Genomic DNA, 23123 nt, shown 5'->3' with positions numbered 1-23123 from the left:
GGCTCAGGTGGCGGACGCGGGTGCGGGCACGCCGGTGGGCGCCGGTCGCCGGCGCTCCCGGCGCGCGAGCCCCGAGCGCAGCCGCGCCAGCGCCGGACCGGGGTCGCGCAGCGACGCCACGCTGTGCCGGGCCCCCGGTGCGGCACCCACGGTGGCGGCGAGGTCGCGCACGAGGCCGCCGCGGCGCTCGGTGAGGGCCCGGCGCACGTCGGCGCTGCCCCACTGGTAGCGCACGCCCGGCCGCGCCCGCACGGGGCGCGGCGCGCGGCCCAGGGCGATCTGCCCCCACGCGGCCGGCAGGTTCGCCCCGGCGGCCACCGCCAGCGACAGCGACCCGTAGAAGCGGGCGTTGAGGTCGATGAGCCGCGCAGTGCCGTCGGGGGCCTGCACGTACTGCAGTTCCGCCAGGCCGAGGAACTCCAGGGACTCCAGCAGCGCCTGCGCGCGCGCCGCGAGCTCCTCGTCCACGTCCACGGTGACGGCGCGGGCGCTGGCTCCGGCACCGGGCGGCCAGATGCGCTCGGCGCGCTGCTGGGACTCGGCGACCACCCCGCCCGGGCCGCGCACGACCGCGTACGCGACGAGGGTCCCGGGGTGCAGGACCTGCACCTCGACGTCCGCGCCGAGGGCGCGCACCTGCGCCACGCGGCGGGCGACGGCGGTGCGCCCGGTCACGACGGTCGTGTCGATGCGCGGCGGCGACCCCGGCAGGTCCGGGCGGGCGTGCCGGTCCGCCTTGACGATGCAGGCGGTGCGCTCGTCGGGCACGTCGGCGGGGTCGAGGACGTCCGGCACGGCGATGCCCACGGCCGACGCGGCCCGCGCGAGCTCCGACTTGTCCATCGCCCGCAGCAGCTGATCGTGCGGGCCGTGCGGGACGACCGCGCCCACCGCGTCGCGCGCCGCGGACAGGGCGGTGACCTCGGCCTCGCCGGCGCCGAAGACGACGTCGTAGCCGCCCTCGCGCACCGCCCGGGCCACGGAGCCGGTGAACCCGTCCGCGGGGTGCAGCGGCTCCGTGCGGTGGTGCGCGGACCGGGCGCGGGAGCGGACCGCCAGGCCGTCGCGGGGACCGGTGGGCGTGGCGACGCCCACCGTCCAGCCGGCGTCGTGCAGCGCGCGCGCCGCGGCCAGCGCCCCCCGGCTCCAGCCCTGTTCCACGATGAGCGCTCGCACCCGTCCCGCTCCTCCCACCGGTGTCCGGCCGCCCTCGCCGCGGCCCCCGGACCAGCATGTCGGCCGGGGAGCCGCACGGCGATCCGGCGGTCACGGTGGGTGGGGTGCTCGCGGAGGGCGGGGCGTGGTGGTCAGGCCCTGCCGGCGGCGGAACGGGCGGTGTCGTACGGGGCGAGGAACCCGCACATGCCCAGGGTGGTCGGTTCCGGCCGCGCGAGGCGGGTGGCGGTCCCGGTGGCGAGGTGCGAGGCGTCACCGCGCTCGAGGGCGTCGATCTGCTCGCCGGTGCGCCGTGCGACCGCGGCCGCGCCCCGTTCCCAGCGCGCGCGGAACTCGCCGGTGCGGGGACGGACGATGGCGGCGGCGGCGGTGTGGAACTCCGTCAGCGCGGAGGTGTCGCCGTCGCGGGTGCGGCGCAGGATCTCCGTGAACCCCTGCACGGCGAGGTCGCGGCGGGCCCGTGCGCGCTCGGGGGAGGGGCTGCCGTCGGGGCCGAGGATCGAGGCCGCCCGACGGTAGGTCTCCGCGTCGCGCAGGTGCTCGGGCGGGAACGTCATCACGGCGTCGCCGGCCTCGGGCAGTCCCGAGTTCTGCATGACGACGACGACCTTGAGGTCCTCCACGTCCACGGCCCGGTGGATCGTCCCGGGGGTGAACCAGACGACGTCCCCGGCACCGAGCGGGTGCTCGGCGTACCCGGAGGCGGTGAGGGTGTGCAGTTCCCCGCGGCCGCTCACCACGACGTAGCACTCCGAGCAGGTGGTGTGCAGGTGGGGCGAACCTCCGTGCAGGTCGTCGGCCGTCTCCCACGGGTACACGTTCAGCTCCGACAGGCCGACCGCCCCGGGGAACTCGGGGACCTCACCGGTGGGGGTCACGGGGTCGCGTCCAGCGCGTTCGCCGCGGCGACCTCCTCGATCTCCTCCCGGCCCCAGATCCGGTCGCCGACGACGACGCGGTGCCGCAGCCGCAGCGACTCGCCGTCGGCGAGGACGACCTCGTCGTGGAACGCGAAGGACGGGGCGATGGCCGGGAAGGGGGTGTGCCGCACGAACCACGTCAGCGGCACCGCGGGGTTCGAGGTGGTCGACGCCGAGCCGGCGAGCACGAGCAGCGTGCCGCCGCCGTCGACCTCGTCGTGCGGGGAGGAGTACGCCAGCCAGGCGCTGGAGGTGCCCATGGCGTCCTCGCCCTCGCGGTCCGGGGTGGTGATCGTCCCGCCGGTCCAGCCGCGCGGGCCGCGCCAGAAGTACCCGGTGTACCCGGCGGAGGGGCGCCCGTGGGTGGTGGGGCTGCCGAGCTCCAGCGGCTCACCGCGCGTGCAGGTGATCTCCGTGTCGAAGTCCAGGGTCCACGTCCCCCGGGCGGGGTCGACCGAGCCGAAGCGGTGGGACCGCACCTCGCGCGCCCACTCCTGCCCGCCGGAGCTGATCCACGTCAGCCGTTCGACGAGCTCGACGGTGCCGCCGGAGCTGCGGGCGGTGTCGAAACCGTCGTGCCGCATCTGCCCGACGTTGTCCTTCGGGACGTACCCCTCGCCGTGGACGTAGGTGCCGCCCCCCCAGAAGTTCTGCCCCGACACGTGCGAGGCGGTCATCTGCAGGCCCTTGTGCCAGCGGTGGTCGTGCGGGCGGTACGCGGTGACGACCGCGCCGTCGAGGGTGCGCAGCGGGTGCAGGTACGGCTTGCGCGACTCCTTCGCGGGGAAGTCGCCGTCGTGGACGTAGGTGGCGATGTCCACGTCGCCGGCGCGCACGACGGTGCGCCCGGGCGTCGTGGCGTCGAGCGCGAGCGCCGTCTCCGTCGCCGTGCTGGTGGTGGTGCTCATCGGGGTGCGGGTCCTCTCGCGGGTGGTGTCTCAGCGGGCGGTGGGGATCCGGGCCCACGGGGCGCCGGTGCCGTCCATGCGCGACGCGAACGGGTCCCCGGCGTCGATCTCGCCGCGGCGCACCGGGGCGCCGCCGGTGAAGGCCGACCGGTAGATCGCGGCGACGAGCTCCAGGGTGTCGCGCGCGTCCGCCAGCGGCACCGGCGGCAGCTCGCCGCGGTCCAGGGCGTCGAGCACCGCGCGGAACTGGGCCTCGTGGCCGCTCGGCACGCCCTGCGGTTCGCGCGCCCACGCGGCGGCTGCGGCCCCCTCGTGGCCGGGGGCGGCGGTGACGGTGAAGTCGTCGTCGTCGTAGCCGTACAGGTGGTGCAGCTCCACGGTGGCCAGTTCGAGGTCGAAGCGCAGGATCGTCGTCTCGCGCGGGGAGACCACCGAGTTCACCACGCTCGCCAGCGCGCCGGAGGCGAACCGCACGGTGGCGACGGAGACCTCCTCGGTCCGCGTGGGCCGCGCACCCTGCGAGGCCATCGCGCTGACCTCCTCCCACGGCCCGAGCACCGACAGCAGCACGTCCATCTGGTGGATGCCGTGGCCCATCGTCGGCCCGCCGCCCTCGACCTCGAAGGTGCCGCGCCAGGGCACGAGGAAGTACTCGTCGGGGCGGTACCACTGGGTGAGGCAGGTGGCGACGAGCGGGCGGCCCAGGGTGCCGTCGTCGACGATCGAGGCGAGCCGCTGCACGCCGGAGCCGAAGCGGTGCTGGGAGACCACCGCCACCGAACCGGCCGAGGCCGCCTCGGCGGCGGTGAGCCGGTCGGTCTCGGCGAGGGAGAGGGCGATGGGCTTCTCCACGACGACGCTCGCCCCGGCGGCCAGCGCCTGCTCGGCCACGGGGACGTGCGCGCTCGGCGGCGTGCAGACGTGCACGAGGTCGACGCGGGTGTCCGCCAGGACGTCGGCCAGGTCCGTGGCCGCGCGCGGCACGCCCCACTGCTCGGCGAACGCCTGCGCCCGCCCGGCGTCCACGTCGACGGCGGCCGCGATGCGGACCCGGTCGCCGAGCGCGGTCAGGGCACGGGCGTGGGCGGCGGCGATGCCGCCGGTGCCGACGACGACGACGGTGCGGGGGGACGGGGTGCTCGTCACGGGGACTGCCTCCTGGCGGGGTGGGGGAGCGGTGCGGGCGGGGCCGCGGCCCGGGCCGCGTGGCCCGGGCCGCGGGTCCTCAGGCCGAGGTCACGTTGTTCTGCAGTTCCGCGACCAGCGCCTCGGCGGCCGCCTGCGGAGTCTGCCGGCCGAACAGCACCTCGGAACCGTAGCGGGTGACGAGGTCCTGGACGGTGCTGGCGCCGGGGGGTGCGGCCGGCGGCGCCGGGACGACGACGTCCTCGAGGGATTCCACGTACTCCACGGACTGGGCGTCGGACGGCTGCAGCAGCGGGCCGATCAGCTCGCGGCGCTCGGGGTCGCTGGGGATCCCGCGCTCGGTGAGCAGGATCTCGGCCGCCTCCGGGGAGTTGGTGAGCCAGTCCACCAGGCGCGCCGCGGCTTCGGGGTGCTGGGTGCGCGAGGAGATGGACCAGAACATGGACGCCTTGTAGAAGGTGCCCGGCGAGCCGCCCGGTTCTTGCAGGGGCGGGCGCAGCAGCACCATCTCCTGACCGGCGGCCGAGGACAGCGCGGTGACCTGGTTGGCCCACCACACGGCCATCGCGGCCGTGCCGGTGGCGGTCCCGGACTGGCTGAGCCCGCCGGCCTGCCGCTCGACGGCCAGGGTGGCGGGGGCGGCCGCCCCGGCCTGGACGGTGCCGAGGTTGTACTCCCACCAGGACGCGACGTGGGCGGGGTCGAGGGTGACCTCGGTGCCGTCGCCGTAGAACTCCCCACCGAGCTGGGAGACCCACAGCTGCAGGCTGGCCTCGTCCAGGCCCATCGTCTGCCACCCGTGGACGTCCGGCTGCCCGCTCTGCGAGATGCGCAGGGCGATGTCCGCCGCCTCCTGCCACGTCCACGTCGTGTCGTCGGGCAGCGGCACGCCGGCCGCCTCGAACAGCGCCGGGTTGGCGACGACGACGTGCGCGTTGACGCCCACGGGGACGGCGAAGAGGCCGTCCGCGGTGCGGCCCGTGTCGAGGGTGTCGGACGGGATGCTGCCGGTGTCGATCTCGGTGTCCACCAGGTCGAGCAGCGCGCCGCGGTCGGCGTAGGAGCGCAGCTGCAGGACGTCCATCTGGATGACGTCCGGGGCGTCGTTGGCCGCGACGGTCGTGGCGAGGCGGTCCCAGTAACCGGACCACTCGGTGAACTCGCCCTTGACGGTGACGTCGGTGTTCTCCGCCTCGAAGGCCTTGATGGCGCGGTCGGTGAGCTGGTGGCGGGTGTCGGAGCCCCACCACGTGAAGCGCAGGGAGGCGTTCCCCTCGGTGGCGCCGGAACCACCGCCACCGCAGGCGGCCAGGCCGGTGGCGGCCGCGGTGCCGGCCAGGCCGGCGGCGAAGGCCCGGCGGGTGAGGGGGCGGTGGCTGCGGGCCGATGCGGCCGGCGTCGTCGACGGGTTCATCGGTTCTCCTCTCGGTGCGTGGGGGGTGTGGGGTGCGGTCCTCGTGGGGCCGGGTCAGGCGGACTCGATCTGGTTCGTCAGGTCGTCGACGAAGGCCTGCGCGGCCGCGTCGGGCGTCTGGCGGCCGAAGAGCACGTCGGAGCCGATGCGGGTCATGATCTCCCCGGAGGACGACCCGCCGACCGGGGGGATGGGTGGGGCCGGGTTGACGACGTCCTCGATGGAGTTCACGTACTCCAGCGCCATCCGGTCGGTCTCCGCGAGCTTGTCGACGATGCGCTCGCGGAAGGCGGGGTTGGCCGGGATGCCGCGCTCGGTGAGCATGAGGTCGGCGACGGCGTCGGCGGTGGACAGGTGGTTGATGAACCGCACGGCGGCCTCGGGGTGCTCCGTGCGCGAGGACACCGCCCAGTACATGGAGGCCTTGTAGTACAACCCCGGGTCGCCGCCCGGGGACTGCGCCGGCGGGCGCAGCAGGAGCAGCCGCTGTCCCGACGCGTTCGTCAGGGCGGTGAGCTGAGTGGACCACCAGGGGGCGAAGGCCACGGTGTTGGTGGCGGTGCCGGACTGGTCCAGGGCGGAGGAGGTGGGGTTGCGCTCGATGGTGAGGGTGACGGGGGTGCCGGCGCCCGACTCGGCCAGCCCCAGGTGGTACTCCCAGAACGAGGCGAGGGTGTCCGGGTTGAGGCCCACGCCGCCCTCGTCGGTGAACAGGGTCTCGCCGAGCTGCATCGCCCAGTTCTCCATGGGCGGGCCCTGCACGCCCTCGGTCTGGATGCCGTACACGTCCGGCAGCCCGGCGTCGGACACGGCCTTGCCGATGCGGGCGTACTCCTCCCACGTCCACGTGGTGTCGTCCGGCACCGGCACGCCGGCGGCCTCGAGGATCTGGGCGTTCGCCACGATGGCGTGGGGCACGACCCCCTGGACGATCGCGTACAGGCCGCCGTCGGACTCGCCGAGGGCGAGGTCGTCGTCGGAGATGGCGCCGGTGTCGAGGCCGTCCTCCTTCGACAGGTCCAGCAGCGCACCGCGGTCGGCGTAGGACTTCAGGTAGGCCGCGTCCATCTGGATGATGTCGGGGGAGTCGTTGGCGGCGGTCGAGGTGGCCAGGCGGTCCCAGTAGCCGGACCACTCGGTGAACTCGCCCTCGACGAAGATGTCGGGGTTCTCCTCGTTGAACTGCTTGATGATCTCCTGCGTGTACTCGTGGCGGGCGTCCGAACCCCACCAGGTGAAGCGCAGCCGGGCGGGCCCGGAGTCGTCGCCGCCGGAGCCGCCGCCGCAGGCGGTGAGCCCGGTCGCGGCGGCTGCCCCGAGGGCGCCGAGCCCGACGGTGCGGCGCGAGGGGGCGGAAGCGGGGCGGGGGGTCTGGGTCACTGTGTCTCCCACTGTCGTCGTCGACCGGTGGTGCTGCGCCCGGGCCTCGGCCGGGGCCGGGGCCCAGCGGTGGTGGTGATCGTAGGTGCGCGAGGGGGCGCGCCGGGGCCGGTCAGGCCGACTCGACGGAGTTCGTCAGCTCCTCCACCATCGCCCGGGCCGCGGCCGCCGGTTGCTGCTGGCCGAAGAGGACCTCGGAACCGTAGCGGCGCACGATCTCCTCGATGGTGGAGGCGCCCGCGGGTGCCGACGGCGGGGTGTCCTCGACGACGTCGGCGAGGGAGTCGGTGTAGTCGATCGCCAGGCGGTCCGTCTCGGAGAGCTTGGGGCTGATGTACTCGCGGATCTGCGTGTTGGCGGGGATGCCGCGCTCGGTGAGCATGAGGTCGGCGACCGCCTCGGAGTTCACCAGGTGGTCCAGGAACGTGGCGACGGCCTCGGGGTGCTCGGTGCGCGCCGAGGCGGACCAGAACATCGATGGCTTGTAGTAGACGCCGGGCTCGCCGCCGGGGGACTGGGTGGGCGGGCGCAGCAGTGTCAGCGGCTGGCCGCTGGCGCCGGCCAGCGCGGTGATCTGGGTGGCCCAGTACTGCTGCATCGCGGTGGTGTTGGTGGCGATGCCGCTCTGGTCGAGAGCGGCCACGGCCCGCTCCATCGCCAGGGTCACCGGACCGGCGGCTCCGGACTCGATGAGCCCGAGGTTGTACTCGTACCAGTCGGTGACCATGGCCGGGTCGAGGGTGACGTTGCCCTCGTCGTCGTAGAAGGCCCCGCCGAGCTGCTTCACCCACAGCTGCAGGCCGGCCTCGTCGATGCCGCCGTTGGCGACGCCGTAGGTGCCGTCGGGGGTGCCGGCGCTGATCGCCGCGCCGAGGGCCTCGTAGTCGCCCCACGTCCACGTCGTGTCGTCGGGCATCTGCTGCCCGGCCGCCTGCACGAGGGCGGGGTTGGTCATGATGCCCAGCGGGACGACGCCGGAGACCAGGCCGAACAGGCCGTCGCCGGTCTCGCCGGTGTCCAGCGCGGTGGAGTCGATCGCGGAGGTGTCCAGGCCGTCGAGCTGCGAGAGGTCCAGCAGGGCCCCGCGGTCGGCGTAGGAGCGCAGGTAGATGGCGTCCATCTGGATGATGTCGGGCGCGTCGTTCGCAGCCACGTTGGTCGCCAGGCGGTCCCAGTAGCCGGACCACTCGGTGAACTCGCCCTCGACGTGGATGTCGGGGTGCTCCTCGTTGAAGGCGTCGATGATCTGCTGGGTGTACTGGTGGCGGGCGTCGGAGCCCCACCAGGTGAAGCGCAGGTTCACCGGTCCCTCGCTGCTGGCCGACCCGCCCCCGCACGCGGCCAGTCCCGCGGTGGCGGCGGCGCCTGCGGCGAGACCGCCGAAGGCCCGGCGGGAGACGGGGCGGTGGCGCGGGGTGGGGGTGGGCACGGGGACCGTCCTTCCGCCGGGCGTCCGTGCCCGGCAACGTTCGAGGGTGCGTCGAGCTGGAGGGCGGGCTACTTGCCGCCGGTCGTGGCGATGCCCTTGATGAGGAAGCGCTGGCCGAAGAGGAAGGCCAGGAAGATGGGCACCAGGGACACCACGCTCATGGCGAACAGCGAGCCCCAGGAGGACTCGGAGGTCGCGTCGATGAACGAGCTCAGGGCGACCGGCACGGTGTACATGTCCGGGTCGGTGAGGAAGATCAGCTGGCTGAAGAAGTCGTTCCAGGTCCAGATGAAGGTGAAGATCGCGGTGGTGGCCAGGGCGGGCACCATGAGCGGCAGGATGATCCGGCCGAAGATGCGGAAGTGCCCGCAGCCGTCGATGCGCGCGGCCTCGTCGAGCTCGCGCGGGATGCCGCGGATGAACTGGACCATGAGGAAGATGAAGAACGCGTCGGTCGCCAGCACCTTGGGCACGATCATCGGCAGGAAGGTGTTCAGCCAGTCCAGCTGCGAGTACAGGATGTACTGCGGGACGATCACGACGTGGATCGGCAGCATGATCGTCATGAGCATCACGGCGAACAGCGCCTTCTTCGCCCGGAACTCCATGCGGGCGAAGGCGTAGGCGGCCAGCGAGCAGGAGACGAGGTTCCCCAGGATGCAGCCGATCGCGATGATCGCCGAGTTGAGCATGTAGTGCCCGAACGGGGACGTCAGGGCGTCCCAGCCGCTGGAGTAGTTCTGCGGCTGCGGGTCGGAGACCCACAGGCCGGGCGCCTGGAAGATCTGGTCCTGCGAGCGCAGGGAGCCGGCGATCATCCACAGCACCGGGTAGAGCATGACGAAGGCGGCCAGGATCAGGGTGGCGTGCTTCAGCCCGGACCGGAGCCGGCTCGGCCACGGCGCCTCGTCCCGGTGCGGGGGCCGGGACGGCGCGGGTGCTGCGGCGGTGCCGCGGCGGGTGGGCGAGATGTCAGTCGTCATAGAACACCCACAGCTTCGAGGCGTAGAAGTTGATGGCGGTGAAGATCGCGATGATGATGAGCAGCATCCAGGCGAGGGCGGAGGCGTAGCCCATGTCGAAGTTCTTGAAGCCGCTCTGGTACAGGTACAGCGTGTAGAACATCGTCGAGTCGCTGGGGCCGCCGGTGCCGCCGGAGACGACGAACGCCTGCGTGAACGACTGAAACGCGTGGATCAGCTGCAGCACCAGGTTGAAGAAGATGATGGGCGTCAGCAGCGGCAGGGTGATGGAGCGGAACTGCCGCCACCGGCCGGCGCCCTCGGTCGAGGCGGCCTCGTAGTACATGCGCGGGATCTGCCGCAGGCCCGCGAGGAAGATGACCATCGGGGCGCCGAACGTCCACACGTTCAGGATGATGATGGTGCCCAGCGCGGTGGAGGGGTCCGAGATCCAGCCGCGGCCGTCGACGCCGACGAGCGCCAGGAGCTGGTTGATGAGGCCCTGGGTGCCGAAGATCTGCCGCCACAGGACCGCGATGGCGACCGAGGAGCCCAGCAGCGAGGGCAGGTAGTAGATCGAGCGGTAGATGGCCAGGCCGCGCAGGCCCCGGTCGAGGAAGACCGCCAGCGCCAGCGCCAGCGCCAGCTGCAGCGGCACGGAGACGAAGACGTAGAGGAACGTGACCTTCAGCGAGTTGTGCAGCCGGTCGTCGCTCAACATCTGCTGGAAGTTCTCCAGACCGATCCACTCGGGGGTCTGGATGAGGTTGTAGTCGGTGAACGACAGGTACAGCGAGGCGGCCATCGGGCCGACCGTGATGAGGAACAGCCCCGCGAACCACGGCAGCAGGAACAGGTAGGCGATCTTCGTGTCGCGCTTGCCGGTGCCCTGCTGCCCGCCCTTGAGCGTGCGGAGCTCACCGAGCGCGCTCACCGCGGCGCTCCCGCGGCGCCTCGTGCCGGGACGTGCTCCATGGCCCCTCCAGTCATCATCGACCGAACTCTTCGGGAAACGCTTACCGTCGGACCCTAGCAAGCGGGTGCCCGTGGCGGAAGTGGTTCGGCGGACCCGCGCGCCGGGAGGTGACCGCCCGGGGGCCCGCTGCGCGGGTGGCCCGGCGCCCCGGGCGGGTGGCAGGGTGCAGGGGTGCCGACCCGAGACGAGCTGCCGCCCCTGGACGACCTGCGCGAAGCGGGTGAGCACGCGCTGCGCGAACTGCGGGCGCCGCTGGAGGAGTGGCTGCGCCACCGCGCCGTCATCGACGACGAGGTCGGTGCCGACGGGGTCGTCGATGCGCTCGCGACCTCGCTCGGCGGGCTGCTGACCTCGCGGCCGGGGGTGCGCGAACCCGTCGTCACCCGCTTCGCGCCGGAGGAGGTCGAGGTCCTGACCGCCCGGGTGCTGCCGGCCCTGGCCCGGCAGAGCGGCTCGCCCGAGCCGGAGGAGGTGGAGCTGGACCTGCGGGCGGTCTGGTACCAGTTCCTGGGGTTCCTGGGCGAGACCGGCCGCTGGAGCGGCACGGCGGGGCACCTGGAGACCTGCCTGGCCATCCTCGGGCCCGCCGAGACGGACGTGCTGGAGCTGCTCACCGCCGCGGCCGAGGAGGTCGGCCCCGAGGAGGAGGACGCCGCCGTCCTCGCCTCCTTCCCGGTGCGGGTCGCCTCCGCGGTCCTCGAGCACGTCGGGGAGGGCCTCGAGGTGCCGGACGACGAGGAGCTGTCCGCCGCCGACGTGGCGGCGCTCCTGACCGCCCTGGGCCGTCCAGGCCAGGAGGTCGGCCTGGAGGACGTCCCCTGGCTGCGGCAGGTGGTGCTCGCGATGATCGACCTCGACCTGCTCGACGGCGAGGACGAGACGTCCCTGACCCCGGGCGGTGAGGCGGCCGGGTGGCTGGACGCGGAACCCGCCGCGCGCGAGCTGCGCCGCGACCTGGTGGGCCGCTTCCTCCTCGACGACCCCGCCACCCTGGACGGCGGCTTCTCCGTCGCCGAGGCCGTACTCCCCACGGTCCTGGCGGCCGCCGTGGTGGGGGAGCCGTTCGACGAGGACGCCCTGGACGAGCTCGTGGAGGAGTCCGCGGACCTGGGCCCGGCCTCCGCCGCGGCGCTGGAGGAGGTGCGCGAGCGGATCGCCGACCTCGCCGCGGCAGGGCTCGTCAGCGCCACCGCGCCGTGGACGGTGGCGCGCGGGTTCTGGCCGGCGGTCGCAGCGGGCATCGCCGCCGGTGACGACGAGCCGGGCGGGCTGTTCGGCGACGAGGGCGAGCCGCTCTGGTTCGACTCGGTCGCCGACACGCTCGGCCTCGGGGACGCGCAGAAGCAGCAGATCCGCGACATCCTCGGCGGCCGCTGAGGCGGGCCGCGCAGGCCCGGTCCCCGCCCCGCCCACCGGCTGTCCCGTCGCACCCGGAGCACCACCGGCAGCGATCGGGTCGTGACAGTGGGCTCCCGCGTTGGTACAACTGGCGCGTCGCACCCGGTCCCCGGGGCCGCGGCGCGCAGCGTCCGCCACCGCGTCCACCGGAGGGACCATGGCCTCGACCGTCGACGGCACCCAGCACACCGGCCTCGTGCCGCAGTTCTCGACCGCGAAGAACGGGTACGCGGCGGCGGAGGTCGACGACTTCGTCAGCTACGCCCAGGAGATGGTCTGGGACCTGGCCCGGCGCCTGGAGAGCAGCGAGCAGGCGCGGCAACTGGCCGAGTCGCGCGCGGGTGCGCCCGGCACCCCGGACGTCCCGCAGCAGGCCGCCCGGCTGCTGGAGCTCGCGCAGCGCAGCGCCGACACGGCGCTCGCCGAGGCGCGGCAGCAGGCCGCGACGATCGTCGCCGAGGCGGAGGAACGGGCCCTCGCCACCGAGGAGCGGGCCCGTGAGGCGGCCCTGGCCCTGCACGTGGAGAGCCGCCGCCGGCAGGAGGAGGCCGAGCGGGCCGTCGCCGAGATCGAGCGCACCCGCACCGACGCGCGCGAGCAGGCCCGCGAGCTCGCCGGCCGGCTGCTGGCGCTCGCCGAGGGGCGCCCCGCCGCCCCGGCGGACGGCTCCACCGTCATCGACCTGACCGGGGCGGAACCCGCCACCGCGGTCGACGCGGACGGCTCGGCCGGCGGCGCCCGGCCCGCGCCGGCCGCGGGCTGAGCCCGGTCGGGGAGGCGACGACCGTGGACGTCGCAGCCATGCGGGCCAGTTTCGCCAAGGCGGCCGCCGCGGGTGACGAGGCGCCGTTGTTCTTCTACTCGCACCTGTTCCTGCGGCACCCCGAGACGCGGCCGATGTTCCCCGTGTCGATGGTGCACCAGCGCGACAAGCTGTTCAGCGCCCTCGGCCAGGTGGTCGCGCTCGTCGACGACCTCGACTCCCTGGTGCCGGTCCTGCAGGGCCTGGGGCGCGACCACCGCAAGTTCGGGACCCTCGCCGCCCACTACCCGGCCGTCGGCGCCAGCCTGCTGGCGACGCTGCGGCACTTCGACGACGAGTGGGACGAGGACCTCGAGCGCGACTGGACCGCCGCCTACGGGCTCGTTTCGCAGGTGATGGTGGAGGCCGCGGACGCCGTGGCCGACCAGCCCGCGTGGTGGGACGCGAAGGTCGTCGGCCACGAGCGCCGGTCCGTCGACGTGAGCGTGCTGCGCGTGCAGCCGCACGCACCCCTGCCCGTGCGCGCCGGCCAGGCGATCTCGGTGGAGACGGAGCTGCGCCCGCGCCTGTGGCGGTACTACTGCCCGGCGGGCGTCCACGGCCCCGACGGGGCGCTGGAGCTGCACGTGCAGGCCCACGCCGGCGGCCCGGTGAGCTCGGCGCTGGCCCTCCACGCCGGTGTGGGCGACGTCCTGCGCCTGGGCCCGGCGGTGGGCGAGCCGGCCCTGCCGCCGGAGTCCGACCGCGACCTGCTCGTGGTGGCGGCGGGCACGGGGCTCGCGCCGGCGAAGGCGCTGATCGCCGAGGTCGCCGCCGGGGCCTCCGGCCGCCGGGTCCACCTGTTCGCCGGAGCCGGCGACGACGCGGGGCTGTACGACCTCCCTGCCCTGCGCCGGCTGGAGTCCGAGCACCCCTGGCTGACCGTGACGCCCGTCGTCTCCGACGACCCCCGGTCCGCCCACCTGCACGGCGACCTGCCGGAGGTGGTGCTGCAGCACGGCCCGTGGAACGCGCGCGACGCCCACGTGGCGGGGGACCGCCGCGACGTCGAGCGCACGGTGCAACTGCTGACCGCGCAGGGCCTGCCGCGTGAGCGCGTGCGCGCGCAGGTGTTCGCCCCGAGCCGTTCGGGGCCCGACGTCGGAGGGAAGGTGTCGCGGTGAGCGACGAGGGAACCCCGCGGAGCACGTCGGAGGACGTGGCGCTGGACGTGGCGCAGGAGGTGACGGGGGACGCCCGCTTCGGCGTCGCCCCGCTCCTGCAGCGCGGCTACGACCGCGCGGAGGTGGACGCCTTCCTCGCCCGCGTGCGCAGCGAGGTGGGGCGGCTGGCCGCCGAGAGGACCGCTCTGCGCGAAGAGGTCCAGACCCTCCGCCGGAACCTGCAGGCGGCGGGCGAGGCCGGCGCGCCGGTCGATCCCACGGACCACGCGGTGGGGATCCTCTCGGCTGCCCAGCAGACCGCCGACCAGTACGTCGCCGACGCGGAGAGCTTCAGCAGGATGCTCGCCACCCAGGCGCGCGAGCAGTACGAGAACCTCCTGCAGCAGGCCCGCGACGAGGCCGACGAGATCGTGCGGCGCGCCGCCCGCCCCGGTGCCGAGCCGAGCGCGCCGGTCGCACCGGCCGGGACCACCACCCCCGCGGACGGGCTGACGCCGGAGCAGGTGCACGAGCAGGTCGTCTACCTGCAGGCGTTCGGCCGCGCCTGCCGCGCGCAGCTGCGCTCCTACCTGGAGGGCCTGCTGGAGGACGTCGAGGCGCAGTGGGGGCGTGCGGACCCCGCGGCCCTGCCCGAGGGGGTTCCCGCGTCCCGGTCCGAGGGGTCCGCCGGTACGCCCCTGGACACGCCGCCGGGTGGCACGGGCACCGCGAACGGGCGCCCGGCCGTCGTCGACCTCACCGGCGACGGGGTCGCGCCGGCCCGCGGCTGAGGCCGGGGCCGGCCGGAGCCCCGCTGCCCGGTGCGGGCCCCGGGGCACCGGGTTCAGGGCTCTCCGGACCCGCGGACCGATCGGGAGCGGGAGCACGAAGGTCGGGTGCTCGGTCTCGGGGCACGCGGTGGACCACTCCTCCGCCCGCGCGGCCGGGGTGCGCACGACGCTGTAGCGGCGCAGGGACGACGGGGAGCCCCGGCCCGTCGCGGTGGGGGAGCCGTTCCCCTCGTCGGGGGGCTCCTCCAGTCGTGCGGCACCGGTGGTGCGTGCCGGGCCGGCGACGTCGCCGGCCCGGTGGGGATCCCCCGGTGGGTCAGCGTGTGCGGGCCCGCTCCGGTGCGCGCAACGGGGCGCGTTGCGCGCTGTGGTGGTTCCGGGGGGAGCGCCGCAGCCAGTAGCCGGCCACGATCGCGGCTCCGCTCGGCGTGGCCAGCACGATGCCGGTTCGCGCCTGCGGGTACGCGAACAGCAGCCGCGACAGGCAGATCGCACCACCCAGGCCCAGCAGGGCGGCGAGGGTCTTTCGCAGCACGGTCTCGTTCCCTTCCCCGGTGCAGCTGCGGTCGTCCTCGACGCAGCCGGGACGGTGCCCGCAGGCCCGTTCCCGCGGTCGTGCTCGCCGCGGCGGTGGCGCTGCGTCCACGCGCGCCCTGACGGTGGTCCGCGGGTGCGCGATCTCGTCCACCGTAGGCGTCTTCGCGGCAGCCGTCACGGTGGAGCGGGGGTGGGCCGGTGCCTGCGTGGCGCGGCCCCAGCGGCCGTGCCGGTGTGCAGCGCTCCGGCTGGCCGTCCGGGCACTGGTCCACCAGCGGCTCGGAGCAGGACCGCGCCACTGCCTGGCAGGACTGGGACGAGTGCGGGGACCGTGAGGTGGGGGAGGGCGCTGCGGTTGACGGACTGCGCTGGTGCGCTGCGCAGGAGTTCGTCTGGTCGACCTCGGCCCGGTCCGGGGCGGCGAGGCGAGCGAGCGCCGCCCCGCGGTCGTGGTCGGCAGCGAACGGGCCGAGGCGGCTGCAGAACGCCTGGGGCGGAGCGTGGTCACCGTGGTTGCGGTGAGCGGTGAGCGGTGAGCGGTGAGCGGTGAGCGGTGACACGGCCGGGGTGTTCCCCTTCCAGGTGCCGCTCGGCGCTCGGGTCGCCGGTCCGCACGTCGATCGCGGGGTCCGGTCCGAGCAGGTCCGTGCCGTCTCGGTGGATCGTGCGGGACCGGTGCTGGGGCGGTTGCCGTCGAAGGCGTTGGACGCCCTCGACGGCGCCTCGCGGCTGCACCTGGCCCTGTGGGGGCGACGGCGGGAGCGGCCCCCACGGCGTCACGACCGAGCGGACGGTGTGCTGTGGTCGTCCACCCGGTGTCTCAGGCGCCTTCGCGGGGTGCCCCTGCTCGGGCTGCTTCCATCGCCCAGTCGGGAACGGCGGAGGTGAAGGCGACCGTGGCCCAGTAGTCCTGCTGGGCCGGCGTCAGCTCACCGGTGGTTCCGGGCTCGGCGGGGGGCTTGAGGAGGACGTGGAAGGGGTCTGAGTCCACTTCGCCGCTGCGCACCACGGTGACCGGGGCATCTCCCAACGCTGCTTCGCAGGCGGGTAGCTCGTCGCGGCAGACGATGACACCTGAGCCGTCGCTCATGACGTCGAGGACGGGGTGCTCCCACCAAGTGCTGGTGAAGGCCAGGTGGATGTCGGCGGGCAGCTCGACAGGCACGGCGAAGGTACCGGGGTGGCGCTGCACCGATTCGCGCACTTGGCGGCGCCAGTCGATGAGGTCGTCGCCGGGGCGGTCCGGCCCGTCGATCGGCGGTTCGACGAACGCGGGCCGGGTGTAGGGACCTGGCTCGGGAGTGACCGTCGGGGTGGAGGGGGACGCGGCTGACTCACGTGCAGGTGCTGGCTCGCCCGTGGAGGCCTGCGAAGCCTGCGGGGCGGCGGGGCTCCGGTCAGCACAGGCGCTGGGGACCAGAGCAGCCACGAGCGCGGCGGCGAGGCCTGAGCGTGTCCGCATCCTTCGACTATGCCCCAGCGCTACCGGCGGAGGTGCTGGTTCGGGCGGCAGGTGGGCTCGGCCCCAGCTCCGGTTCGCGCACGTCGGGCTTGAGCCCGTCCTCGGGGACCGGGTCGACGTCGGAATCGGGACGCTCGGTACCCCGCGCGGTGCTGCCGAAGACGCGCACGCGGTGCACGCCGTGGGTCGCGGCGATCTCTCGACCTCGTGGCGGTGCCGGCGCAGGCGCGCTCCCGGGGGTCCGGACAGCGGGGCGGCGGGCGGTGCGTCGACGGCGAGCAACGAGGCCTCGAACAGGTGGCCGCCGGCGCGCAGCAGGTGCAGCAGCGCGGCGGCGGAGTCGATGACCGGCACGACGTCGAGAGAGCGGATCGTCGACACCTGCGAAGGGTCCTGAACGTCCTGGGATCGACGAATCCGGGCGGTCGGCGACGTCCTGGCTCGTGCCGTGGGAGTGCCTGGTTCGGACCCCGTGGCCTTCTGCGCACCCACCCGCGGGAGGCTGGGCCGGTGAGCACCGCGGACACCGCCACCTGGACCGTCACCCCAGCCACCGACGCGGACCGGGCCGAGTGGCAGCGGCTGTACCTGGCCTACGGCGAGGTCGCCGGAGAGGTCTTGAGCAGCGAGCACCTGTCCCGCGTGTGGTCCTGGATCCTCGCCCCGCAGGCCCAGACCCGCTGCCTGCTCCTGCGAGAGCACGAGCAGCAGCAGGTGGTCGGCCTGGCGCACTACCGCCTGTTCGAGCGGCCCCTGGCCGGGTCGCTCGGGTGCTGGCTGGACGACCTGTTCGTCGACCCCGGCCAGCGGGGGCGTGGCGGGGCTCGTGCGGTGCTGGAGCACCTGCGCACGATGGCCGCGGGCGAGGGGTGGAGCACGGTGCGGTGGACGACGGGACGGGCCAACGGCGCCCGGAAGCTCTACGACCGCCTCGCCGACCGCAGCCCCGTGATCACCTACGACATGGCCCCGGAGTCGTCCTCAGGCGCGCACTGAGCGCGGCACGACCGTGAAGCCGGTGGACTGGAACCCGTGACTCGAACGGTCGTCTCCGATCGGGCTTCGAGCAGTGGTGGTCGCTGCCTGGCGTGGACGGCGCGGTCGAGGGGGACGCGGCCGACGAGGGTGGGCAGGACGCCTGTAGCGACGAGGGCGACCGGACCCCAGCCGGTGCGCAGCGCGGCGATGGCGAGCAGCCCGGTGATCAGACTGATGCAGTTGAAACCAACGGCGGCGACGTAGCCCGCGGACGTGCCCTCGCCGTCGGGTGGGCGGTGCTGCCAGGCTCGGACGCTGCGGTAGCTCATGACCAGTGACAGGACGAGCAGGGCCAGGAACACCACGTCGAGGACGACGGCGTTGCGGCCCCGCCCGACCCACAGGGCGCCGGCGAGGGTGGCGCTCATCAGCACGGTTCCCACCGCGTGCGCTCCGACGAGGACGGGGCGTCGGAACGCGGCCAAGCCCGCGGCCAGGGCGACGGTGGCAGCGGCGGCGTGGATGAAGATCAGGGTCGTGTGCATCGGGTGGCCTTCCGGGGGGTGGTCAGGTGATCGACCACACGTCGCACCACGGTGATGACGGTGGGCCCGAGCCCGGTGAGCATCAACAGGTTCGCGCCGTGGAGCAGGACGGCGGTCGAAGGTGGTGGATCCGGCACGGCCACCACCGGGACGCCCTGGCTGACCGAGGTGTCGAAGGAGCGGTCCTGGTCGGGGTGGTGCCTCCAGGCGCCGGCGTGCTCAGGTTCTCGTCGTAGGTCAGCACCGCGGTGCCGCGGCGGGCGAACGCGGCCGCGACGTGGGCCGGTGACGTGCGAGAGCCCGCACCGCTGCCGGTGGCCAGGAACGCGCCGGGCACCGCCCCGGTCGTCTCGGGCCGCAGCATCACAGCCTGCCGGCGTCTCCGGCCCAGGCCGCTGACCGATGGTCGTCGTGGGCTCCTCGATCACGCGGTCGAGTAGACCGGGCGACGGCGGAGCGGGTCCAACAACTCTCCCCGTCGTTGACAACCGGTGGTTGTCGTGCGTTCGTTCGGGGGTGGACATCGACACCGGACTGCTCCGCGCGCTGGTCGTCCTCGCCGACGAGTTGCACTTCGGCCGCGCGGCCACCCGCCTGGGCCTGACCCAGCAGGCGCTGTCCAAGCGGATCAGGCGGCTGGAGACCGAACTGGGTGTGCTGCTGGTGGATCGCAACGACCGGCGCCGGATCCGCCTGACCGCGGCGGGGCAGCGTGCCCTTCCCACCGCGCGCGAGGTCCTCGCCGCTGTGGACCGTCTCGACCTCACCCGTGAACGCGCCGGACGTCTTCGCGTCGACGTGATGGGCGGCGACCTCGTCACGACGACCTGGGTGCGCCACGCCACCCGCACGCACGGCCTTCCGCTCGACATCGTGCACCGGCCGGTCGAGACGACGGCGGAGCACCTGCTGCGTCTGGGCGGCGCGGACCTCGCCTTCGGCAGGGCTGGCGCCGTCCCGTCCCCGTGGCCCACGGGGATCCGTCGCCGACTCGTGCTGCTGGAGCCTCTCGCCGTCCTCGTCCCCGAACACCACCGGTGGGCTCAGCTCGATGAGCTCCCGCTGCTCCAGCTGTCCGGGCAGCACCTGTGGTTCCCGATGGCCGCGGCGCCGCTGGAGTGGCGCGGCTACGCCGCCGAGCTGTGCGTGGTCGCCGGCATCGACCTCGACACCACGGGATCCACCTTCGGGTTCCAGCAGTGGGCTGAGGACGTCACCACCGGCGCCTCCGCGCCGTCGCTCATCGGCGAAGCCATGCGCACACCCGATCCGCGCATGCGCACCGTGCCCGTCGTCGACCCGACCCCCGTCTTCCCCTGGTCGCTGCTGTGGCGCGACGATCTGCCCGCCGACACCGTCACGAGGGTCCTCACCGGGATGGGCCTCGCCACGTCCGCCCCTCGCCCGGACCCCGGGGTCTGGATGCCCACCGCTGACCGGGCGTTCCTCGACCCGGGCTGAGCTGCGCCCAGTGACGAGCAGCGAGAGCCGAAGCGGACCGCGGGTCGACGCGGAGTCCGGTCCCAGCACCTGGTGATGGCCCCTGCTGCCGATCGCTCCCGGGGCGTGATCGTGCGCCCGTCGCGGTCTCGCGGACATCGACGTCGTGCGGGTGGCCCCGATCACCCACGTGTCGCGCACGACCGTGAAGTCGGCGGCGACCCGCCGACGGCCGGGCGCGCCTTCCCCGCAGATCCGGAGAGCAGGGGTCAGGGCTCGAGGACGACCTTCCCGCGCCGGCCGTGCTCCTCGGCGGCGCGGTGAGCGTCGGCGGCCCGCTCCAGCGGGAACGTCGACGACACGCGGGTGCGCAGCCGCCCGGCGGCGACCTCGCCGACCAGCCGGGTCAGCAGCGGCAGGTCCAGTTCCACGAGCATCACCCGCTGGGTGATGCCCGCCGCGGCGGGCGCCTCGGTGACGGGACGGGTGGACAGGACGGTGCCGCCGGGAGCCACGGCGGGGAACAGGGCCTCGCCCACCGGGACGGCGTCCACGACGGAGCCGAACGTGCCGATCGAGGTGTAGTCGGTGTCCCGGCCCAGCACCACGGCCGCGCCCAGGCCGCGAACCCACTCCCCGTCGCCCGTGCCGGCCACGGCGGTGACCCGGTGCCCGGCCTGCGCGGCCAGCTGCACCGCGTACCCGCCGACCGCGCCGCTGGCCCCGGTGACGAGGACGTCCGCGCCGGGCGGCGGGGCCAGCAGGTCCAGCAGCTGCGCGGCGGTGAGGGCGTTGAGGGGGATCGTGGCCGCCTCGACGGCGCCGAGCCCGTCCGGCCGCGGCAGCACCCACGACTCCGGCACGGCGATCCGCTCGGCGTAGGCGCCCACCCGCCCGTGCTCGGCGTACCAGGGGACCATGCCGACGACGGGCCGGCCGGGGCGCAGCTGCGCACCCGGGCCCACCGAGACGACGGTGCCGGCGAAGTCCCACCCCAGCACGTACGGCGGGCGCGCGGAGTCGCCCACGGTCATGCCCTGCCGGGCCGCGAGGTCGGTGGGGTTCACCCCGGCCGCCTCGACGGCGACCACCACCTCGCCCTCGCCCGGCTGGGGCTCCGGGCGCTGCACGACCTGCAGGACGTCTGGACCACCGGGTTCGCTCACCTCGACCACGCGCACACCACGTTCCTACGCGCTCGCGGTGCCGGCCGCACCCCGGGATCAGGCGGTGGGGGAGCGGCGCGCCTCGACCGCCACCAGGCCCAGCACGACGAGCCCGGCGCCGGGCAGCGCCAGCGGCGGCAGCATCCACGCCAGCAGCACCACGAAGGCGACGGCGGCGCCGAGGAGGACGGACCCGCCCGGGTCCGCGGCAGCGTCGCGGGCAGCGGTGCGCACCAGCGAGGGCCACGCCGCGCCCGGCCGCCACGCCGCCGCGGCCCGCAGCGCGAGCACCACGACGGCCACCGCGAGCAGGCCGGTGACCGCCAGCAGCACGTCGCCGCCGGGGAGGGGACCGACGGCGAGCAGCGCGTTGAACCCCAGCAGCGCCAGCGCCGCGAGCAGGGCGAGGGAGACCCCCCACGACCCGCGCAGCGCGGCGCGCGCCGTGCGCAGCAGCACCCGCGTGCCGGAGACCTCCCCGGCCCGGTGGCGACGCAGGTGCTCGGTGCCCCCCGCCACGGCCGGCAGGGCGGTGACGAGGGGCAGGGCCAGGACACCCACGACGACGCCGGTCAGGAGCGTCTCGGCGAACAGTTCGAAGGAGTCGCGGGTGCCTCCCGCGCGGGGCCCGGCGGGACGCCGGGTCCCGGCGGGACCTGCGCTGCGCGGCACGCCGCTCAGCCCTTGAGGCCCTGGGTCGCCACGCCGTCCACGAGGAAGCGCTGGAACACCAGGAAGAAGAGCATGACCGGCATCAGCGCGAGCACCGACATGGCGATCATGGCGCCGTAGTCGGACACGCTGGTCTGGTCGACGAACAACCGCAGCGCCAGCGGCAGCGGGTACTTGTCGGGGGAGTTCAGGTACAGCAGGGGCCCGAGGAAGTCGTTCCAGCTCCAGATGAAGGCGAAGATCGACGCGGTGATGAGCGCCGGGCGCATCAGCGGCAGCATGATGCTCGCGAAGGTGCGAACGTGCCCGCAGCCGTCGATGCGCGCCGCCTCATCCAGTTCGCGCGGCACGTTGCGCATGAACTGCACCATGAGGAAGACGAAGAACGCCTCCGCAGCCAGGAACTTGCCGATGAGCAGTGGGACGTAGGTGTCGACCAGGTCCAGCTTCTGGAAGACGATGTACTGCGGGATGATCAGCACGTGGAACGGCAGGAGCAGCGTTCCGATCATGAGGGCGAACCACAGCTTGCGGCCGGCGAACTCGATGCGGGCGAAGGCGTAGGCGGTGACCGCCGACGACAGCACCGTGCCGATCACCGACAGCACGGCCAGCATCAGGGAGTTCCAGGCGAAGCTCCAGGCGGAGATGCCACCGATGCCGGCCATCGCCGTGCGGTAGTTGTCGAAGCCGGCGTTGCTGGGCAGCAGCGAGGCGTCCCCGACGATCTCGTTCGTCGGCTTCAGCGACGACACGAGCATCCACAGCACGGGGTACAACGCGACGAGGAGGATGGCGATGGAGATCGCGTGCAGCAGCACGGACCTGCCCAGCGCCCCCTTCCGGCGCTTGGCCCGGTGGGAGACCGGCCGGTCGTCGCCGGTCAGCGTGGCGGCGGTCGTGGTCGAGATCGCGGTGCTCACTTGGACTCCCCGCTGTAGTGGACCCAGGCGTTCGAGGTGCGGAACATGGCCGCGGTGATGAGGCCGATGACCAGGGCCAGCATCCACGCCATCGCCGAGGCGTACCCCATCTGGGAGTCCTGGAAGCCGCGGATGTAGAGGTACAGCGTGTAGAAGAGCGTGGACCCCGCCGGGCCGCCCTGGCCGCCGGAGATGATGAAGGCCGAGGCGAAGATCTGGAACGCGTTGATCGTCTCCAGCAGCAGGTTGAAGAAGATGACCGGCGAGAGCATCGGCACGGTGATGCTCCAGAAGCGGCGCAGCGCACCGGCTCCGTCCACCGACGCCGCCTCGTACAGCTCGCGCGGCACCTGCTTCAGTCCGGCGAGGAAGATGACCATCGGGGCGCCGAACTGCCACGTGGTCAGCAGGATCATCATCGGCATGGTCTTGGACGGGTCGCCCACCCAGCCGCCGGAGGCGAACCCCAGGCCGGTGAGACCGAGGTCGACGACGCCGCCGTCCGAGAACATCGCCTTCCACACGATCGCGATCGAGACGCTGGCGCCGATGAGCGAGGGCGCGTAGAACGCCGACCGGTAGAAGCTCTGCCCGCTCAGCGCGCTGTTGAGCAGCAGCGCCACGGCGAGCGCGGCGGCCAGCTTGATCGGTGTGCCCAGGAGCACGTAGATGAGGGTGATCTTGACCGACTGCAGGTAGCGCGGGTCGTCGAACAGGCGCTGGAAGTTCTCCAGCCCGATCCACTCGGGGGCCTGGAACAGGTTGTAGTCGGTGAACGCCAGGTACAGCGAGGCCAGCATGGGACCGGCGGTGAGGACGAAGAACCCGATCAGCCACGGTGCCAGGAAGGCGTAACCGGTGCGGGTCTCCGCCCGCCGGGGGGGGGGGGGGGGGGGGGGGGGGGGGGGGGGGGGGGGGGGGGGGGGGGGGGGGGGGGGGGGGGGGGGGGGGGGGGGGGGGGGGGGGGGGGGGGGGGGGGGGTGGTTGGTGGGGGC

General features: G+C 74.1%; 24 protein-coding genes. 7 read left to right on the top strand and 17 right to left on the bottom strand.

Translation table 11 applies throughout. From position 1 onward, the window contains the following. Window positions 1-3: 3 nt before the first annotated feature. The 9 genes from ACRYR8_RS11690 to ACRYR8_RS11650 form a co-directional block, all read right to left on the bottom strand. On the bottom strand, window positions 4-1176 hold the full coding sequence (locus tag ACRYR8_RS11690; RefSeq protein WP_432484726.1) for an ATP-grasp domain-containing protein: 1173 nt from the start codon (window positions 1174-1176) through the stop codon (window positions 4-6). A 131-nt stretch (window positions 1177-1307) separates the two neighbouring features. Continuing rightward, a complete protein-coding gene (locus ACRYR8_RS11685) occupies window positions 1308-2054 on the bottom strand; it encodes a cupin domain-containing protein (protein ID WP_432484725.1) in 747 nt (248 codons plus the stop codon). Further along, window positions 2051-3004, bottom strand: a complete 954-nt coding sequence (locus ACRYR8_RS11680; RefSeq protein WP_432484724.1) for a DUF6807 domain-containing protein — start codon at window positions 3002-3004, stop codon at window positions 2051-2053. The genes ACRYR8_RS11685 and ACRYR8_RS11680 overlap by 4 nt, the downstream gene beginning before the upstream one ends. A gap of 30 nt (window positions 3005-3034) precedes the next feature. After that, window positions 3035-4150: a Gfo/Idh/MocA family protein gene (locus tag ACRYR8_RS11675; RefSeq protein WP_432484723.1), complete on the bottom strand. Its 1116-nt coding sequence runs from the start codon at window positions 4148-4150 to the stop codon at window positions 3035-3037. 79 nt (window positions 4151-4229) lie between these two features. Further along, window positions 4230-5564 (bottom strand): ABC transporter substrate-binding protein, encoded by a 1335-nt coding sequence (locus tag ACRYR8_RS11670; RefSeq protein ID WP_432484722.1) that lies wholly within the window; start codon window positions 5562-5564, stop codon window positions 4230-4232. A 54-nt stretch (window positions 5565-5618) separates the two neighbouring features. Next, window positions 5619-6944, bottom strand: a complete 1326-nt coding sequence (locus ACRYR8_RS11665) for an ABC transporter substrate-binding protein (RefSeq protein ID WP_432484721.1) — start codon at window positions 6942-6944, stop codon at window positions 5619-5621. Window positions 6945-7056: 112 nt separating this feature from the next. Next, window positions 7057-8373, bottom strand: coding sequence for an ABC transporter substrate-binding protein (locus ACRYR8_RS11660; protein WP_432484720.1), 1317 nt, complete (start codon window positions 8371-8373; stop codon window positions 7057-7059). 68 nt (window positions 8374-8441) lie between these two features. Then, entirely contained in the window at window positions 8442-9356 is a 915-nt protein-coding gene (locus ACRYR8_RS11655) for a carbohydrate ABC transporter permease (protein ID WP_432484719.1), read from the bottom strand. Next, window positions 9346-10269 carry a carbohydrate ABC transporter permease gene (locus ACRYR8_RS11650; protein WP_432484717.1) on the bottom strand — a complete coding sequence of 308 codons (924 nt, stop codon included), beginning with the start codon at window positions 10267-10269 and terminating at the stop codon, window positions 9346-9348. The genes ACRYR8_RS11655 and ACRYR8_RS11650 overlap by 11 nt, the downstream gene beginning before the upstream one ends. Window positions 10270-10482: 213 nt before the next feature. Here ACRYR8_RS11650 and ACRYR8_RS11645 point away from each other — a divergent pair, with 213 nt between their 5' ends. From ACRYR8_RS11645 to ACRYR8_RS11630, 4 genes are all read left to right on the top strand, one after another. Next, entirely contained in the window at window positions 10483-11688 is a 1206-nt protein-coding gene (locus tag ACRYR8_RS11645) for a hypothetical protein (protein WP_432484716.1), read from the top strand. A gap of 178 nt (window positions 11689-11866) precedes the next feature. Then, window positions 11867-12472, top strand: coding sequence for a F0F1 ATP synthase subunit B family protein (locus ACRYR8_RS11640; protein WP_432484715.1), 606 nt, complete (start codon window positions 11867-11869; stop codon window positions 12470-12472). 23 nt (window positions 12473-12495) lie between these two features. Beyond that, the gene (locus tag ACRYR8_RS11635) at window positions 12496-13635 is read left to right on the top strand and encodes a globin domain-containing protein (RefSeq protein WP_432484714.1); all 1140 of its coding nucleotides are present in this window, start codon (window positions 12496-12498) and stop codon (window positions 13633-13635) included. Then, window positions 13632-14405 (top strand): DivIVA domain-containing protein, encoded by a 774-nt coding sequence (locus tag ACRYR8_RS11630; RefSeq protein ID WP_432484713.1) that lies wholly within the window; start codon window positions 13632-13634, stop codon window positions 14403-14405. Before ACRYR8_RS11635 ends, ACRYR8_RS11630 begins: the two co-directional genes overlap by 4 nt. A gap of 316 nt (window positions 14406-14721) precedes the next feature. Here ACRYR8_RS11630 and ACRYR8_RS11625 read toward each other — a convergent pair whose 3' ends face one another. Beyond that, a complete protein-coding gene (locus ACRYR8_RS11625) occupies window positions 14722-14940 on the bottom strand; it encodes a hypothetical protein (RefSeq protein WP_432484712.1) in 219 nt (72 codons plus the stop codon). A 373-nt stretch (window positions 14941-15313) separates the two neighbouring features. Between ACRYR8_RS11625 and ACRYR8_RS11620 the strand changes: the two genes are divergently transcribed. Beyond that, a complete protein-coding gene (locus tag ACRYR8_RS11620; RefSeq protein WP_432484711.1) occupies window positions 15314-15478 on the top strand; it encodes a type II toxin-antitoxin system PemK/MazF family toxin in 165 nt (54 codons plus the stop codon). A gap of 284 nt (window positions 15479-15762) precedes the next feature. Here the strand turns inward: ACRYR8_RS11620 and ACRYR8_RS11615 are convergent, their stop codons facing one another. Next, window positions 15763-16107 (bottom strand): hypothetical protein, encoded by a 345-nt coding sequence (locus ACRYR8_RS11615; protein ID WP_432484710.1) that lies wholly within the window; start codon window positions 16105-16107, stop codon window positions 15763-15765. Window positions 16108-16411: 304 nt separating this feature from the next. Beyond that, entirely contained in the window at window positions 16412-16582 is a 171-nt protein-coding gene (locus tag ACRYR8_RS11610; protein WP_432484709.1) for a nucleotidyltransferase domain-containing protein, read from the bottom strand. Window positions 16583-16914: 332 nt separating this feature from the next. On the opposite strand from ACRYR8_RS11610, the gene ACRYR8_RS11605 reads away from it, so the two are divergent. Then, window positions 16915-17400 (top strand): GNAT family N-acetyltransferase, encoded by a 486-nt coding sequence (locus tag ACRYR8_RS11605; RefSeq protein WP_432484708.1) that lies wholly within the window; start codon window positions 16915-16917, stop codon window positions 17398-17400. Here ACRYR8_RS11605 and ACRYR8_RS11600 read toward each other — a convergent pair. Then, window positions 17361-17927: a hypothetical protein gene (locus tag ACRYR8_RS11600; protein ID WP_432484707.1), complete on the bottom strand. Its 567-nt coding sequence runs from the start codon at window positions 17925-17927 to the stop codon at window positions 17361-17363. The genes ACRYR8_RS11605 and ACRYR8_RS11600 overlap by 40 nt on opposite strands. 516 nt (window positions 17928-18443) lie before the next feature. On the opposite strand from ACRYR8_RS11600, the gene ACRYR8_RS11595 reads away from it, so the two are divergent. Next, a complete protein-coding gene (locus tag ACRYR8_RS11595) occupies window positions 18444-19388 on the top strand; it encodes a LysR family transcriptional regulator (RefSeq protein WP_432484706.1) in 945 nt (314 codons plus the stop codon). Between the two features lie 248 nt (window positions 19389-19636). Here the strand turns inward: ACRYR8_RS11595 and ACRYR8_RS11590 are convergent, their stop codons facing one another. Genes ACRYR8_RS11590 through ACRYR8_RS11575 form a run of 4 tightly spaced genes read right to left on the bottom strand, consistent with a single transcriptional unit; the run spans window position 19637 to window position 22973 of the window. Further along, entirely contained in the window at window positions 19637-20542 is a 906-nt protein-coding gene (locus tag ACRYR8_RS11590) for an NADP-dependent oxidoreductase (RefSeq protein ID WP_432484705.1), read from the bottom strand. A 48-nt stretch (window positions 20543-20590) separates the two neighbouring features. Beyond that, window positions 20591-21205, bottom strand: a complete 615-nt coding sequence (locus ACRYR8_RS11585; protein ID WP_432484704.1) for a DUF624 domain-containing protein — start codon at window positions 21203-21205, stop codon at window positions 20591-20593. Window positions 21206-21210: 5 nt separating this feature from the next. Then, entirely contained in the window at window positions 21211-22128 is a 918-nt protein-coding gene (locus tag ACRYR8_RS11580) for a carbohydrate ABC transporter permease (protein ID WP_432484703.1), read from the bottom strand. Beyond that, window positions 22125-22973 carry a carbohydrate ABC transporter permease gene (locus tag ACRYR8_RS11575; RefSeq protein WP_432484757.1) on the bottom strand — a complete coding sequence of 283 codons (849 nt, stop codon included), beginning with the start codon at window positions 22971-22973 and terminating at the stop codon, window positions 22125-22127. Before ACRYR8_RS11575 ends, ACRYR8_RS11580 begins: the two co-directional genes overlap by 4 nt. Between the last annotated feature and the right edge of the window lie 150 nt (window positions 22974-23123).

The sequence above is a fragment of the Kineococcus esterisolvens genome, assembly GCF_050871405.1.
Taxonomy (GTDB): Bacteria; Actinomycetota; Actinomycetes; order Actinomycetales; family Kineococcaceae; genus Kineococcus.
This window is presented reverse-complemented; position numbering and strand designations above follow the sequence as displayed.

Bases quoted from the DNA above. Each gene is read 5' to 3' on its own strand.
- ACRYR8_RS11680 (WP_432484724.1), bottom strand. From the start codon at position 3,004: ATGAGCACCACCACCAGCACGGCGACGGAGACGGCGCTCGCGCTCGAC.
- ACRYR8_RS11670 (WP_432484722.1), bottom strand. From the start codon at position 5,564: ATGAACCCGTCGACGACGCCGGCCGCATCGGCCCGCAGCCACCGCCCC.
- ACRYR8_RS11655 (WP_432484719.1), bottom strand. From the start codon at position 9,356: ATGACGACTGACATCTCGCCCACCCGCCGCGGCACCGCCGCAGCACCC.
- ACRYR8_RS11640 (WP_432484715.1), top strand. From the start codon at position 11,867: ATGGCCTCGACCGTCGACGGCACCCAGCACACCGGCCTCGTGCCGCAG.
- ACRYR8_RS11600 (WP_432484707.1), bottom strand. From the start codon at position 17,927: ATGCACACGACCCTGATCTTCATCCACGCCGCCGCTGCCACCGTCGCC.